The 14,189-nt window shown below is 43.7% G+C and carries 15 protein-coding genes and 2 tRNA genes; 9 read left to right on the forward strand and 8 right to left on the reverse strand.

Annotation, left to right across the window (positions count from 1 at the left end; all coding sequences use genetic code 11):
- The first annotated feature begins 509 nt into the window (after positions 1–509).
- The 4 genes from NFR62_RS08860 (at position 510) to NFR62_RS08875 (ending at position 1,645) form a co-directional block, all read left to right on the forward strand.
- Positions 510–950, forward strand: a complete 441-nt coding sequence (locus tag NFR62_RS08860) for a hypothetical protein (protein ID WP_251617572.1) — start codon at positions 510–512, stop codon at positions 948–950.
- Positions 951–1,049: 99 nt separating this feature from the next.
- Positions 1,050–1,125 (forward strand) — tRNA-Ala (locus tag NFR62_RS08865).
- Positions 1,126–1,260: 135 nt separating this feature from the next.
- Positions 1,261–1,337, forward strand: a tRNA-Ile gene (locus tag NFR62_RS08870).
- Between the two features lie 59 nt (positions 1,338–1,396).
- Complete coding sequence (locus tag NFR62_RS08875; protein WP_251617574.1) at positions 1,397–1,645, forward strand: HTH-like domain-containing protein; 249 nt, start codon at positions 1,397–1,399, stop codon at positions 1,643–1,645.
- Between the two features lie 87 nt (positions 1,646–1,732).
- On the opposite strand, the gene gap is transcribed toward NFR62_RS08875, so the two are convergent.
- The 4 genes from gap to NFR62_RS08895 all read right to left on the reverse strand — a co-directional run bounded on the left by gap (position 1,733) and on the right by NFR62_RS08895 (position 5,217).
- The gene (gap, locus tag NFR62_RS08880) at positions 1,733–2,761 is read right to left on the reverse strand and encodes a type I glyceraldehyde-3-phosphate dehydrogenase (protein WP_251617576.1); all 1,029 of its coding nucleotides are present in this window, start codon (positions 2,759–2,761) and stop codon (positions 1,733–1,735) included.
- A 109-nt stretch (positions 2,762–2,870) separates the two neighbouring features.
- Positions 2,871–3,554 carry a hypothetical protein gene (locus tag NFR62_RS08885; RefSeq protein WP_251617578.1) on the reverse strand — a complete coding sequence of 228 codons (684 nt, stop codon included), beginning with the start codon at positions 3,552–3,554 and terminating at the stop codon, positions 2,871–2,873.
- Positions 3,551–4,090 (reverse strand): YcxB family protein, encoded by a 540-nt coding sequence (locus NFR62_RS08890; RefSeq protein ID WP_251617580.1) that lies wholly within the window; start codon positions 4,088–4,090, stop codon positions 3,551–3,553. Before NFR62_RS08890 ends, NFR62_RS08885 begins: the two co-directional genes overlap by 4 nt.
- An 11-nt stretch (positions 4,091–4,101) precedes the next feature.
- Positions 4,102–5,217, reverse strand: a complete 1,116-nt coding sequence (locus NFR62_RS08895; RefSeq protein ID WP_251617582.1) for an aminopeptidase — start codon at positions 5,215–5,217, stop codon at positions 4,102–4,104.
- 152 nt (positions 5,218–5,369) lie between these two features.
- On the opposite strand from NFR62_RS08895, the gene fba reads away from it, so the two are divergent.
- Positions 5,370–6,299, forward strand: coding sequence for a class II fructose-1,6-bisphosphate aldolase (fba, locus tag NFR62_RS08900; RefSeq protein ID WP_251617584.1), 930 nt, complete (start codon positions 5,370–5,372; stop codon positions 6,297–6,299).
- A gap of 75 nt (positions 6,300–6,374) precedes the next feature.
- Here the strand turns inward: fba and NFR62_RS08905 are convergent, their stop codons facing one another.
- Together NFR62_RS08905 and NFR62_RS08910 are read right to left on the reverse strand one after the other, a co-directional pair.
- Positions 6,375–7,913 carry an immunoglobulin-like domain-containing protein gene (locus NFR62_RS08905; RefSeq protein WP_251617586.1) on the reverse strand — a complete coding sequence of 513 codons (1,539 nt, stop codon included), beginning with the start codon at positions 7,911–7,913 and terminating at the stop codon, positions 6,375–6,377.
- A gap of 286 nt (positions 7,914–8,199) precedes the next feature.
- On the reverse strand, positions 8,200–8,889 hold the full coding sequence (locus NFR62_RS08910; protein ID WP_251617588.1) for a biotin transporter BioY: 690 nt from the start codon (positions 8,887–8,889) through the stop codon (positions 8,200–8,202).
- 216 nt (positions 8,890–9,105) lie between these two features.
- On the opposite strand from NFR62_RS08910, the gene NFR62_RS08915 reads away from it, so the two are divergent.
- On the forward strand, positions 9,106–9,630 hold the full coding sequence (locus tag NFR62_RS08915; RefSeq protein WP_251617590.1) for a DUF4364 family protein: 525 nt from the start codon (positions 9,106–9,108) through the stop codon (positions 9,628–9,630).
- A 69-nt stretch (positions 9,631–9,699) separates the two neighbouring features.
- Entirely contained in the window at positions 9,700–9,975 is a 276-nt protein-coding gene (locus NFR62_RS08920) for a TIGR03905 family TSCPD domain-containing protein (RefSeq protein WP_251617592.1), read from the forward strand.
- A gap of 83 nt (positions 9,976–10,058) precedes the next feature.
- Here the strand turns inward: NFR62_RS08920 and NFR62_RS08925 are convergent, their stop codons facing one another.
- A complete protein-coding gene (locus NFR62_RS08925; RefSeq protein WP_251617597.1) occupies positions 10,059–12,671 on the reverse strand; it encodes a valine--tRNA ligase in 2,613 nt (870 codons plus the stop codon).
- 188 nt (positions 12,672–12,859) lie between these two features.
- Between NFR62_RS08925 and NFR62_RS08930 the strand changes: the two genes are divergently transcribed.
- The gene (locus NFR62_RS08930; RefSeq protein ID WP_251617598.1) at positions 12,860–13,144 is read left to right on the forward strand and encodes an ABC transporter substrate-binding protein; all 285 of its coding nucleotides are present in this window, start codon (positions 12,860–12,862) and stop codon (positions 13,142–13,144) included.
- A 159-nt stretch (positions 13,145–13,303) separates the two neighbouring features.
- The gene (locus NFR62_RS08935; RefSeq protein ID WP_251617600.1) at positions 13,304–13,654 is read left to right on the forward strand and encodes a hypothetical protein; all 351 of its coding nucleotides are present in this window, start codon (positions 13,304–13,306) and stop codon (positions 13,652–13,654) included.
- Between the two features lie 205 nt (positions 13,655–13,859).
- On the opposite strand, the gene NFR62_RS08940 is transcribed toward NFR62_RS08935, so the two are convergent.
- A complete protein-coding gene (locus NFR62_RS08940) occupies positions 13,860–14,132 on the reverse strand; it encodes a hypothetical protein (protein ID WP_251617602.1) in 273 nt (90 codons plus the stop codon).
- Between the last annotated feature and the right edge of the window lie 57 nt (positions 14,133–14,189).

The raw sequence follows: 14,189 nt of genomic DNA on the forward strand, positions 1-14,189 counted from the left end.
GTCAATATTCCTTGACCTACTCAATTCTTTTTCAGTTCTTTTTTGGTTTCTCTGAATTACAAGACTTCAATATCTTTCTATGTTCTTGCCTATTACCTTTCTTGCTCTTTTAATATTGATTTCTTTTCTTCTTCTATGCAGTTGTCAATGTGCGAATAACAATACGTTTGTTTTCGTTACCCTAAACAGGTAATAAAAAAAGCATAAGTCGATACGAACAAACCCGTTATCTATTATGCCCAGCGGTATTGCAACACAATACATGGCGGCGACACTCGCCCAAACAAACGGCTATCAAACGCGATAGCTTGTTAATAATATCATATATAAACGGCAATGTCAAGGGATTTTGCAAAAAAAATATGCGAAAATTGTAAAAGTTTTTTTTAACTAATCAAAACTCTTTGTTTTTTCTTTTTCAACAAACCCTATATTCTTGACTTTTTTTAGTTAAAGTGATACTATTACAAACAAAGAAACATCAATATTTCAGGAAGTGGCTCATAAGCATGAAATGTCCTCAATGCGGGCACGATATGGGAAAGCGCGCTAAATGTCTCCGTTGCGGATACACAAGCAAAGGCGTGATTCCCATCGACCCCGAGAAAATAGAAAAGGAGCACGAACAAAAAACCGAGCGGCGCGAAATCCACCCCGACGACGTACATATTTCCCGTGCGGGCGGAGGCGGAATATTCGGAGGGCTTTTCGGAGGAAGCATATTCGGAGGGCTCGAGGACCTTTTAAGCGGCTTTTTCGGCGAATTCGACGACGGAGACAACGGCTACGAATACGACCCGAAATATTATGACTCTTTCGGAAACGAAATTCATGTTCCCGACGAATTCGAACGCAAATCCGTAGAAATCCGAGAAGTTGAACTTTTGGAAGAATCCGACGATAAGCAAGATAAAAAGCACAAACGCAAACACCGCAAAGACAGACACTGAAAAAGACGCGCATTTTTTTCAAAAAACGCGCGAATAATATTTGACAAATAACTATTTATTTGATATTATATTTAAGCTGTCGTTTGCGGCAAACCCTGTGGGGGTATAGCTCAGCTGGTAGAGCACCTGCCCTGCAAGCAGGGGGTCAGCGGTTCGAATCCGCTTACCTCCACCACAAAATATTTTTACCGCAAACGACAATTTATTTATTACTGTATAGGAATGTAGCTCAGCAGGTTAAAGTTCCACCAACTGCTACGAAGCACGAGCAAAGCGAGTATAAGGTGGAAATAAAATTACATAATGATAAAGGAATGTAGCTCAGCAGGTTAGAGCACCACCCTGATAAGGTGGGGGTCGGTGGTTCGAGTCCACTCATTCCTACCAAAAGCGACGATTGCGTCGCTTTTTTGCATTAAGGTTTTCAAATGAAGGAGTATTTATAAATGATTTGCTCAAAAACTTTTTTAGGGCAAAAATTAAAAATTATGTACGAGAACGCACAATATAATGAAAAAGTGCTCATGATTCATGTTTTCGGCATTAAATATGCTGACATAATCAAAGAAAACGGATATACAGCCAACGACATAATTCAAGCATCAGGTTTAAAAACAACATATGTTACAGAATTAAATAAAGGAATGAATATTTCTAAATATGCAATCATAAAACAAGAAAAGGACATTTTTTAAACACAATTTATTCTAAAACGCAAAAACCTCTCTCTTACCGTAAGAGAGAGGTTTTGTTGTTTCGTTATATTTTATTATTCTACCCTATTACTTGTTGTCTACCGCGTACATGTGGGCGATAAGGTCGAGACACTTATTGGAATAACCCCATTCGTTATCGTACCAAGAAACGAGCTTATAGAATGTTTCGTTAAGCGCGATACCCGCTTTGGCGTCGAATATCGAGGTGTGCGGGTCGGTAAGGAAGTCGCTCGAAACAACGTCTTCGTCGGTGTAACCTAAAATGCCTTTCATTGTGGTTTCGCTTGCTTTCTTGATTTTTGCGCAAATATCTTCGTAAGTGGTGGGTTTCGCAAGTTTAACCGTAAGGTCAACGACGGAAACGTCGAGCGTGGGAACGCGGAACGACATGCCCGTGAGTTTGCCTTTCACTTCGGGAATAACAAGCGCGCAAGCTTTTGCGGCGCCGGTAGACGAAGGAATGATGTTACCAGCCGCCGCGCGACCTCCGCGCCAATCTTTCATCGAAGGACCGTCAACCGTCTTTTGAGTGGCGGTTGTGGAGTGAACGGTGGTCATGAGCCCCTCAACGATTCCGTAGTTATCTTGCAAAACTTTGGTGAGCGGAGCCAAGCAGTTGGTGGTGCAAGAAGCGTTGGAAACAACTTTCATATCCGAAGTGTATTTGTCGGTGTTTACGCCGCAAACGAACGTGGGCGTCTCTTTGTCTTTCGCGGGAGCGGAAATAACAACTTTCTTAGCGCCGCCTTTGAAGTGAGCCGAAGCTTTTTCGGTGGTGCAGAACACGCCTGTGGATTCAACGATATATTCGGCGCCGCAGCTTTTCCAATCGATAGCGGCAGGGTCTTTTTCGGCAAAGAAACGAACGGACTGTCCGTCTACCACAAGACCTTTGTCGGTAACTTCGATTTTGCCCTCGTATTTGCCGTGCATGGTGTCGTATTTCAGCATATACGCCGCATAAGCGGGGTCAAGGAAAGGGTCGTTTACGCCCACCACTTCAACGTCTTTACGTTTGAGCGACGCGCGGAACACAAGGCGGCCGATTCTGCCGAAGCCGTTGATGCCGACTTTTATAACTTCTTTGTTTGCCATGTTTTTGGTTTCCTCCAAAAATAATTTTTATTTGCAACTATATAATATACGTTTTTCGCTTTTTTTGCAAGCGAATTGACAAGGTTTTAAAAAAATATCGGAAAATCGGCTAACACAAGTTTAGCTGACGCAAACGCGCCATAACGGCAAGTTCGGGCACGTTGTAACGCTCCGACAAAGTGGCAAGCACAAGCGGCAAATGTTGTTCTTCGTCGAGAGTCGCCCGATTTATTCCGAGTTCCGAATATATTTCGGCAACCTGCCGTTTAAATCCGTTTTTAGGCAACAAAAGTTTTAACGCAAATCCCGCCGCCCCGTCGCGCTCCGCAACTATTTCTTCGAACGCTTCGGAAAGAACTATTTTTCTGTTGTTTCGAGAAGCTACTGTTTCGAACCCGAAAGAAAGCTGTCCGTTTTCGTTCAATTTGTGACGCGTGCCGTAAAAAAGAAACTCGGCGCACATCAAAGCAAGGGTAAGGCTGTAAAGTCCGCTCTCTCCCCTGTCTATAATGTCGCGCTCCACCACCGCAGTGGGAACGGAAAAATCTTTGCACCTGTCTTTAAAATACACCCTTTGAGGCTCGAAAGCAACTATGCCGAGCGATTCCGTGCAGTCGCCGCAAACATACTCGCAAGCAACTTCAAGCCCCAAGCAGCGCGCAAGGCGCTCCATAGGCACCGCTCTTCCGTCAAGTACCGAGCGGTCGAATTTATAGAGCATATACGAAGCCGTATCTTCGGCAACGTATTTCGCTCCGAACGACATTTTTACGTTTTCGGACAAATCAATCATTTTTTCGCATACAGTCTTTTAGAATACTTATATTTCTTGCTTCCCACTTTATCTAAAAGCAGTCGGTGCAAATCATGCCGCGAGCCCATATTAAAGCCTTTGGCATCTATAATGTAAGCCTGCATTTTGCTAACGTAAATATAGAAAGCCGTTTCGTTTTCCTCAACCTTATGGATTTCCTCGTAACTGAATTGAGTGTCGCGCGCCTCAACATATTTGCCCGACTCGTTGAAAATTATTTTATCGTCGAGAAAACGCCACACCTGAGTGGTTTCGTTTTTCAATATAGGCGAACTTTTGAGCGTGCGGTTCATAAGTATTCGAACAGTTAAAAAATATATTACGGGCAAAAGCAGACCAACTATAATTAAGAAAACGCCGTAAAAATTATCTATAACTTTAACGAAAAAACAAACTATACCCAACGCGAAAAAAATCGCGGTAAGAGCAAACACAAACCAAACTTTGCTTTTCGCTTGGTCGGCGTTAAATTTTTTTATAAGATTTTGATTTAAAATAGTTTTTACTTCAACCATACCGCCGCCCCTTATTTAAGATTTTCGGGATTGAGACATTCGAGTTCGGGCAACACAAACCTTCCGTCTTTGCGAATAAGCACGTCGTCGAACCAAATTTCACCGCCGCCGTATTCTGGAGTTTGAATTAAAACAAGGTCCCAATGCACCGCGCTCGCGTTGCCGTTTGGCGCGTCGTCGTAGCACGCGCCGGGAGTAAAGTGAATCGAACCCGATATTTTTTCGTCGAAAAGTATGTCGCCCATAGGTTGAACCACATAAGGATTTACTCCTATCGCAAATTCGCCGACGTATCGGGCGCCCTCGTCGGTGTCGAAAATGGCGTTGCTCTTTTCGGTGAAATTACTTGTGGATTCCACGATTTTGCCGTTTTTAAAAACAAGGCGCACGTCTTCGAACTTAATTCCGTTTTCAATGCTCGGCGCGTTGTAGTGAATAACGCCGTTCACGCTGTTTCGCACAGGAGCGGTGTAAACTTCGCCGTCGGGGATATTCATTTCTCCCGCGCATTTTACAGCGCCTATTCCTTTTATAGAAAAACTAAGGTCGGTGTCGCGCGCAATAATACGCACTTTATCCGTTTTATCCATAAGAGCTTTGAGCGAATCCATAGCTTTATCCATTTTGGAATAATCGAGGTTGCAAACGTTAAAATAAAAATCCTCGAATTTTTCGGTTGACATTCCCGCAAGTTGAGCCATAGAATCGTTAGGATAGCGCAACACCACCCAACGCGTTTTGCAAACGCGCGTGTTGTGATGAACGGGATGACTGAAAAGCACAGAATATTTTTCGGTTTGTTCGCTCGGAACGTCGCTTTTTTCGTAAGAATTGTTAGAACCGCGAACCCCTATATAACAATCCATGTCTTCCATGCGGTAAATCGCATATTTACAAAGATTTTTAAAATATTTGTCGCTTCCGCCCATTAACACCGCGCGCTGAACTTTATCGTCGTAAAGTTCTACAAAAGGTTGTCCGCCTACCGCGTAAACTTTTTTCACGAGTTCAACCGCAATTTGGCTGTCGGTATCGAAAAGCTCTATTAAAACCTTTTCGCCCTTTTTAACCTTTAACGAATAATTCACAAGGTTTTCGGCAAGTTTTTCAACGCGGGGGTCAAGCATAATAATTATACCTCTCTTAACTTTACTGTAAATACTTCTTTTTAATTATATTACCGCGAGAAAAAAAAGTCAATTTATTTAGTCGATTTGCTTTCCAAATACCGCAATATATAGTATAATTATGCCGTATCAAAAAACTCGGAGGTATTTTTATGCCATTAGTTACAACAAAGGAAATGTTCCGTAAGGCGTATGAGGGCGGTTATGCAATCGGCGCTTTTAACGTGAACAACATGGAGATGATTCAGGGAATCGTGGAAGCGGGCAAAGAAGAAAACGCTCCCCTTATTCTGCAAGTCAGCTCCGGCGCGCGCAAATACGCAAATCCCCGCTACCTTAAAAAGCTTGTTGAAGCCGCAGTAGAAGATTCGGGGCTTCCCATCTGTTTGCACCTCGACCACGGCGACACCTACGAGCTTTGCGTATCCGCCATTGAAGACGGCTTTACTTCGGTAATGATAGACGCGAGCCACCACACCTTTGCGGAAAACATTAAAATCACTTCGCAAGTTGTTAAATACGCGCACGACAGAGGAGTTGTGGTAGAAGCCGAGCTCGGACGTCTTGCGGGAATAGAAGACGACGTAAACGTATCCGACGCCAACGCTTGCTACACCGACCCGAGTCAGGTTGAAGAATTCGTTTCAAAAACGGGCGTAGACAGCCTTGCCATTGCAATCGGGACAAGTCACGGCGCGTTCAAATTCAAAGGCGACGCAAAACTTAGATTCGATATTTTGGAAGAAGTTGCAAAAAGGCTTCCCAAATTCCCTATTGTGCTTCACGGCGCAAGCAGCGTGCTTCCAGAATACGTTCAAATAATTCAGGCGAACGGCGGTTCTATGCCGGGAGCAAAAGGCGTACCCGAAGAAATGCTCAGAAAAGCGGCGAGCATGGCGGTTTGCAAAATAAACATAGATTCCGACCTTCGCATGGCGTTCACTGCGGCGGTGCGCAAACACTTTAACGAAAACCCCGCCCACTTCGACCCCCGTCAGTATCTTTCCCCCGCCCGCGAAATGATTAAGCAGTGCGTAAAACACAAACTTGTGAACGTGCTCGGCTGCAACGGAAAAGCATAGTACATAAATAATTTTTCAAACATAAAAAACGGGATTCGCTATATTTGCGAGTCCCGTTTTCTGTTATATAATAATTCAGTCGTTTGCCGCAGTCTTCCAATAAAATTCGGGTGTGCCGAACACGCCGTCGTTATAAAGCTGTTTTGTGAGAACAGACAAACTGTCGGCGCTTTCGGCAATGAAAAACTTTGTGTTACCCTGAGGAACCGACATAAAAAGCGACGAATCGAATCCGCCCATCGCCACGTCGGAATAAACCCACGATATAACTTCCATAGGCAGTCTGCCCGGAAGTATTTTAACGTTGTTTTCAGTTAACCATTCGTTCACTTTTACAAAATCGGACGGCGGCGTAACTGCGGACGGATGAGGTTTATAGAGAATATTGTAATCGGAATATTCGTTTCCTATGCGATTCAAAATATCTGCGAATTCTTCGTCGGTAAAACTGCCGCTAAAAGGGTTGGTTCCCGTTACAATCAAATAATCTCCGTCTTTGTCGAAATAGTTTTTATCGAATTCGTCTTTATCAAAGTTCACAATCTTTAAAAACTCGTTTTTCTGCTCGTTCGAAAGAGCTTCGTACATTACGTCGGGTTCCATTTTGGGCATGTGCGCCTTATCTATTTCGGCTTGAACGCGAGAATCGGCGGAATCAAGCGTTTCGGGATACGCGCACCATAATTCGGTGTTGGGGCGCTGAGCCGCCATTATTGCCATTTGGCTTAATTGAGCATCGCTATAATAATGCGAACCCACTACGGTCCCTTCGAAATTTATATTGAATCTTCCGTTGTCTTCCCTGTTAAACTCTCCCGCCTTAGCCTTTTCCATAACGCCGTTGTAAATGCGGCTGTTAGCTTCCCACACATTGTATGCGTTCTCTTCTCTATACGGGAAAGCGGTGTTATACGTCCACGAACCATCGGAAACAAGTTTCACCTCGTAGCGCTCTTGCGGAATGTTGTGTTGTATAAAAGTAAAAATTTCAATTTGATTGAAAGCGTCGTTAAGAAAAAGTCTGAAATAACTGTGTTCGTCTTCCTTCGCAATTCCTACCGCCATTCCTTTCGCAAAAGACAAATTTATATCTTCGGCGCCGTTTTCGGCATATATAAATCGTTTGCTATCGAGCGCCTCCATATTTATAGTATCTTTACGCGTAAAAGTAAGTATTGATTTATAGTTGTTCGTAACCATATCCAACGCGCAATACAGCACGGGCAAAGTGGCGTTTACGCAATACATATTATAAATATTACGAACTTTCACCGGACGGTTTACAATCTTCTCGTTACCCGCATTATCTTTAACCGAATATTTAATTTCATAATCGCCGCATTGATTGAATTTAACTTTGTTGCCGTCTCGCGTAGCTTGCGGCGGCAAAGTAACAGTCACATTCTCCGTCACATCGGTTTGAACGCCCGAATCTTCTTCGTCTATGGCAACAACGCCGTCAAACAAATCGAGTGTATCCGTTTCCCTATCTATAAAAACGGCTTCCACACCCGAAATTACGGGAGCGGCATTATCGGTCGATTTATTTTCGCACGCGCCCGCAACAAAAACAATAAGCATAACCATAATGCCTATCAATATTTTTTTACGCAAATTTTCCACCTTTAAACTTATTCCTCCGTTTGTATTTAATAGCTATTATAACAGCGACCCCCCCCCGACTGTCAAACAAATTTATTCGTTTTTCTACTTTTTTCTACATTTTTCGAGCGTAATTGCGATAATGTTTTATCCGCTTTAAGCACAATCGGATTATTTCGGGTATTTATTTTATTTTTCGTCTTTTAATCCTAAAATTATACAAAGCGCGGAATTTATAATAATTTATGCGCACAAATAAAAAACCGAATCGAATTTCGACTCGGTTTTAAAGAATTTTTTACGGTTTTATTAACCCCGCAGGTTCGGGCACGGGATTTTTTGGCGGCGCGGGTTCCGGCGCGTCGGCTCCGTCTTCCCCTTCGGGCTGCGGTTGTTCCCGTTTTAATTCGGTTTGAACGTTTTCCTGCGTTTTCGCTTTCTCGTTCGCTTTTCCTATAAGATTCATTATTTTGGGATAGAGCAAGCAAAGCAAGTATATTAGCACCGCATCTTTAACAAGCATTAAAAGAACGCTCGGAACGGTAGCGAGAGCGGCGGCAAAAGCGCTGTGCGAAACAAGGGTAAGAATCATAACCTGATACGCGATGCCGAGCAAGTATGAAGCGACCAATCCCGCAAACGCACACAAAAACAATTTTAAAACGCTGAGAGTTTTTTTGCGCCCTACCAAAAAGCCCGTTATAAAAGCTTGCAACGGAAAGCCGAGAATATACCCGAAAGACGGTTCGAAAACATAGCCTATGCCGCCGCCCGTAGTAAATATAGGCAACCCTACAAGCCCCAACACCGCGTATGCGATTTGAGCGAAAGCTCCGTCGCGTCCGCCGAGCACAAGCCCCGACGCAGCAACAAACAACGCTTGCAACGTAAACCTTATAGGGGTAAGCGGCACGGGTATGCGAATAAGCCCGCCTATTACCGTGAGCATTGTAAAATAACTTATTCGCACAAGTCGTTTAGTGGTCATGCATTCAGTATAGCAAAACGAGAGAAAAATGGCAAACAATTTAATCTTAAAAACGTTTTGTTCCCCTTTTTATATTTTACCAAAGTATTCCAAATGTAAAAAAAAGAAGAAAAATGCAGAAAAGCGGTTGTCTTTTTTTTGCGAATGTGCTATACTGAATAGACCTCATTATAAACCGCCGAAAGATTTTTACGGTGAAAAAAGGGAAAGCAGGCAATGGAGCTGTCGGGAAATACGACCGTCAACAAGTTAATTATGTTGTTCGTTTTCGACAAAATGGATTTTCCCATAATGGAAGATACCGTTTTGAATATTTGCTCGTCCTCCAACTCGTGGATTCCGTGGATGGAATGCAAAGAAACGGTCGCTCAGCTTTTGGAAACGGGTTTTATATATCAATCGGTGCACGAAAACAAAGTGTATTACAATATAACGCCCGACGGCAGAATGTGTCTTTCTCATTTTTACACTCGTATTCCCTCGTCTTTGCGCGCCGAAATTACCGACTACATAAAAGAAAAGCGCATGAGTTTCAGGCGCAAGCAAGAATATTTCAGAAATTACTATAAAAACGCCGACGGAAGCTACACCGTTCAGCTAAAAATTATGGACCCCGCGCAAACGATGCTTGAAATAAAGCTTAACGTATCGAACCGCCACACCGCAAAATTAGTGTATAACAAATGGGAAGAAAAAGCCGCGCAAATCTTTTATTCCCTGCACGAACAACTTATAGACTGACAAACTTTGGAAACAAAATCGGCGAAAACTTTTGCCGATTCCGAAAAAGCAAAAAAAGGAGAACCTAAAATGGAATCTTTCCGCACTCAAAAAACCTGCTGCCGCCAAATTATCTTCGAAGTGGACGACAATGAAATTCTTACGAGCGTCAAGTTTATCAACGGTTGCAGCGGCAACTTGCAAGGCATAGCCAAACTTGCGGTCGGGCAGAAAATAGACGACCTAATCGAAAAACTCGGAGGCATTATATGCCGCGAGCGCACCTCCTGCCCCGACCAACTCGCAAAAGCGCTTATAGATTACAAAGAGCGCAAAGCTCATCCCGACGAAAAAGAAAAACGCTGACAAAAGTTTAAACGACGACAAAACCATATTTATAACGTTTTGTAAAAGAGCCTTCGCCGATTATTCGGCAAAGGCTCTTTTTGTTATATGTTTTTTATTTCGTTAATAGCCGTTTCTATTTTCTTTTTAAGCTCCGAATACTTTTCAACCTTTTGCTTTTCTTCTTCTATAAGCTTAGGCGGCGCTTTTTTTACAAAACCCTCGTTTTTAAGTTTGCCTTCCGCGCGCGCAAGTTCCGACAAGCAAGTTTCCAACTCTTTACTTAGCCGCTCGAGCTCGTCCGACGGGTTTACAAGCTCACCCATAGGTATATACACTTCCGTCCACGCAGTTGAAACAGTCGCGCTTTTTCCTTCCGGCTTTCCGAACAGCACGCTATTTCCGCCCGCAAGTTTTTCTATATATCCCGCGCCCGATTTAATCAACTTTTCGCAGCCTTCGGCAGGACACAACCACAACGCCGTTCGTTTATTAGAGGGAACTTTCATATCCGCGCGCAACGTTCTTATGCGCGTAATAATTTCTTTTATGCTCTCCATTTGCTTTTTAGCCGCCGTATAACGCGGAGCCTTTAAAGGATATTCGCTAATCATTATACTTTCGGCGTCGTTATTAGGCAAGCAACCGTATATTTCTTCGGTTACGAACGGAATTATGGGATGCAGCAATTTCAAAATATTGCGCAAAACATACACCAACACGCTTGCGGCTCCGTTGCGGTCGGCTTCGTCGGTGCTGTAAAGACGGGTTTTACTGAGTTCAATGAACCAATCGCAAAAATCGTTCCATACAAAATCATAGAGCGAAGCGGCGCAAAGCCCCACCTCGTATTTATCCATGTATTTTACAGAAAGCTTTATCGCGTCGTCCAACTTTGTGAGTATCCATTTATCAGCCAAAGTAAGCTTAATTTGAGAGAGCGGCAAAGCGCGAGCGTTTTCAAGATTTAAAACCGTAAAACGCGCCGCATTCCACAACTTGTTCATAAAGTTGCGGTAGCCGTCGAGTTTCTCGGTTGAAAAGCGAATGTCGCCGCCGGCGGATATTCCGCAAACCAAAGACATTCTCAGCGGGTCGGCTCCGTAACTCTCTATTATTTCCAAAGGGTCAACGCCGTTGCCGAGCGATTTGCTCATCTTGCGCCCCTGCGAATCGCGCACTATTCCGTGAATTAAAACTTTATTGAACGGAACCTCGCCCATGTGTTCGAGTCCCGAAAAAATCATGCGCGCCACCCAGAAAAATATAATGTCGTAGGCGGTAACGAGCACGTCGGTGGGATAAAAATATTCGAGCTCGGGGGTTTTATCGGGGAATCCGAGAGTGGAAAACGGCCAAAGCGCCGAACTGAACCAAGTGTCGAGAACGTCCTCGTCTTGTTTTACGGAACCGCCGCAATGAGGGCATTTTTTAATAACCTCTTTGCTCACCGTCATTTTTCCGCACTTATCGCAATAAAAAGCGGGTATGCGGTGCCCCCACCAAAGCTGACGGCTTATGCACCAATCGCGGATATTTTCCATCCAATGCAGATAGACTTTTTTAAACCGCTCGGGAACGAATTCCACAGTTTTGTCTTTCGCCACCTTAACGGCGGGCTCGGCAAGCGGCTTCATCTTAACAAACCATTGCTTTGATACAAGCGGCTCTATAACGGTGTGGCAACGGTAGCAATGGCCCACGTTGTTTTCGTGCGCTTCTATTTTCGCCAACAAACCTTGCTCTTCGAGGTCGGCGACAATTCGTTTGCGCGCTTCGAAACGTTCTAACCCCGCATAAACACCGGCGTTTTCCGCCATTGTTCCGTCGTCGTTCATAATGCGTATCACTTCGAGGTTGTGGCGCTGCCCCACCTCGAAATCGTTGGGGTCGTGCGCGGGGGTAATTTTTACGGCGCCCGTTCCGAATCCGCTCTCAACGTATTCGTCGGCAATTACGGGAATCTTTCTGCCCGTTAGCGGCAAAACAAGCATTTTGCCTATAACGCGAGAATAACGTTTATCGGCGGGATTCACGGCAACGGCGGTGTCGCCGAGCATGGTTTCGGGGCGAGTAGTGGCAACGGTAACGTAGCCGTCTTCCCCGTCTATTTTATAGCGTATGTGCCACAAATGCGATTGCGACGGTTCGTATTCCACTTCGGCGTCGGATATAGCGGTCTTACAGCAGGGGCACCAGTTTATTATGCGACTGCCGCGATAAATCAGTCCTTTATTATAGAGATTGACGAATACTTCGCGCACGGCACGGTTGCAGCGCTCGTCCATTGTAAAAGCGAGCCTGTCCCAATCGCAAGAAAAGCCCATTTTTTTGAACTGCTCCACGATTCTGCCGCCGTATTTTTCTTTCCATTCATAGGCGCGTTTTAAAAAGCCGTCGCGCCCGAGCTGTTGTTTTGTGACTCCCTCTTTTGCCATAGCTTCCGTTATTTTTACTTCGGTGGCAATAGACGCATGGTCTGTGCCTGGAAGCCACAACGCCTCGAAACCGCGCATACGTTTATAACGAATTATCGAATCTTGAATCGTATCGTTAAGCGCATGCCCTATATGAAGCTGTCCGGTTATGTTGGGCGGCGGAATTACTATAGTAAAAGGCTTTTTCTTTTTATTCGGCTTTGCGGAAAAATATTTTTTTCTTTCCCATTGCGCATAAATTTTGTCTTCGAAACTCTTTGGCTCGTAAGTTTTGTTCATGGTTTTGTCGCTCCGTAATTATTCCCGAACAGTATAGCATATTTGCTTGTTCAAAGCAACCGTTTTTAAGACCCGCAACTTTAAAAAAAACTTAAAAACGAACTGCCGCCCGATAGTCACTCACTATTTTCTTATCGTTCGCATAGTATGGGGTATGAATGCAAAAAGCATTCGAAAAGGAGAAAACCATGAAGAAAATAACACGAGCGATTGCAACGGTATTGGGCGGACTATTATTGTGCTTTCCTATACTCGGTTGCAACAAAAACAACGACAAGAAAGTTATACGACTGAGCGAGGTTACGCACAGCATCTTCTATGCGCCGCTGTACGTTGCCATGAACAACGGCTACTTCGGCGATTACGGAATAACCGTAAAGCTCAGTAACAGCGGCGGCTCAAACAACGTTATGACGGCGATAGCCTCGAAATCTGCCGATATCGGGCTTATGGGACCGGAAGCTACGGTTTAAGTATAAACTTCGTCAGTTACCGAAAAAAATTTGTCTTCGAAAGTCTCAAGTTTTATGTTAAAGTCTGCGGGTACTTGACTTTGAGCAAAGAATATCTAACAATTTATTACAACATAATGTAAAATAATGTAAAAACATAAAGGAGAAACTTATTCAAATATGAATAACGGAAATAAATTTTCCAACGATACAATACGCGACGTAATGCGTTTTTTGCTTGTTAACGGCTTTAACCAAACAACCTATGAAACGACGGAAGCATTATCGACACTCATCTTAAAAAACTTTCAATCAACTAATTTAGTTATGGGACAAGCTTACGCCGAACTCGCGGCGACGGGTGAAAAAGCCGACACGTTCCGAGCAAGACTCAGCTATAACATAAAAGAAAATTACGAGCGCGTAAGAAAACAAATATTCGACAAATACGGGTACGACATAGGCAGCTATTACGGCGTAAAAAATTTTATTGAGCAAATGTCGATTGTTTACAGCGTATTTGCCGAGTAAATTTAGGCGTTAAAAAAAGAGCGACTCATTAACCGCAGACGGTCGCTCTTTTTTTATTTGAATTTAATTCGAATCGGTTTCCGTATCGTCTTGAAGTTCGTCGTTCCAACCCGTAAGTTCTTCTATAATATGCAAAAGCTTACCTGCTTTTGCCAACAGTTCGCTCAATTCGTTCAAAGTTCAATTTCTCCTTATTTTAACCATCTTATTTATCGTTCAATAGTTTTAGCTCCGAAGCGATAGCCGCTTGTTGCGCTTCGAGTTCCGCGCGGCGCTGTTCCGCCAAAACAAATTTTCGTTTCAAATTTTCTTTTTGATAATACATAGGGTCGAAAGCGCGATTGCATGCAAAATGGAATTCGCAATTTTCTTCCGCCGAAACAACGTAAGGCTTTTTCATAAATTCTTTGTTCGTAAGCACTTTACCGTCAGCCATAACGTGTATAACCGCAGAATCCGATATTTTACGCTTCCTCATTTTATCCTCTAAATCGGATATATTCCGCACGGCTTGGCTATGTTCTCGCATTAAAGT

The organism is Pumilibacter muris (genome assembly GCF_943193045.1).
GTDB classification, from domain to species: Bacteria; Bacillota; Clostridia; order Christensenellales; family Pumilibacteraceae; genus Pumilibacter; species Pumilibacter muris.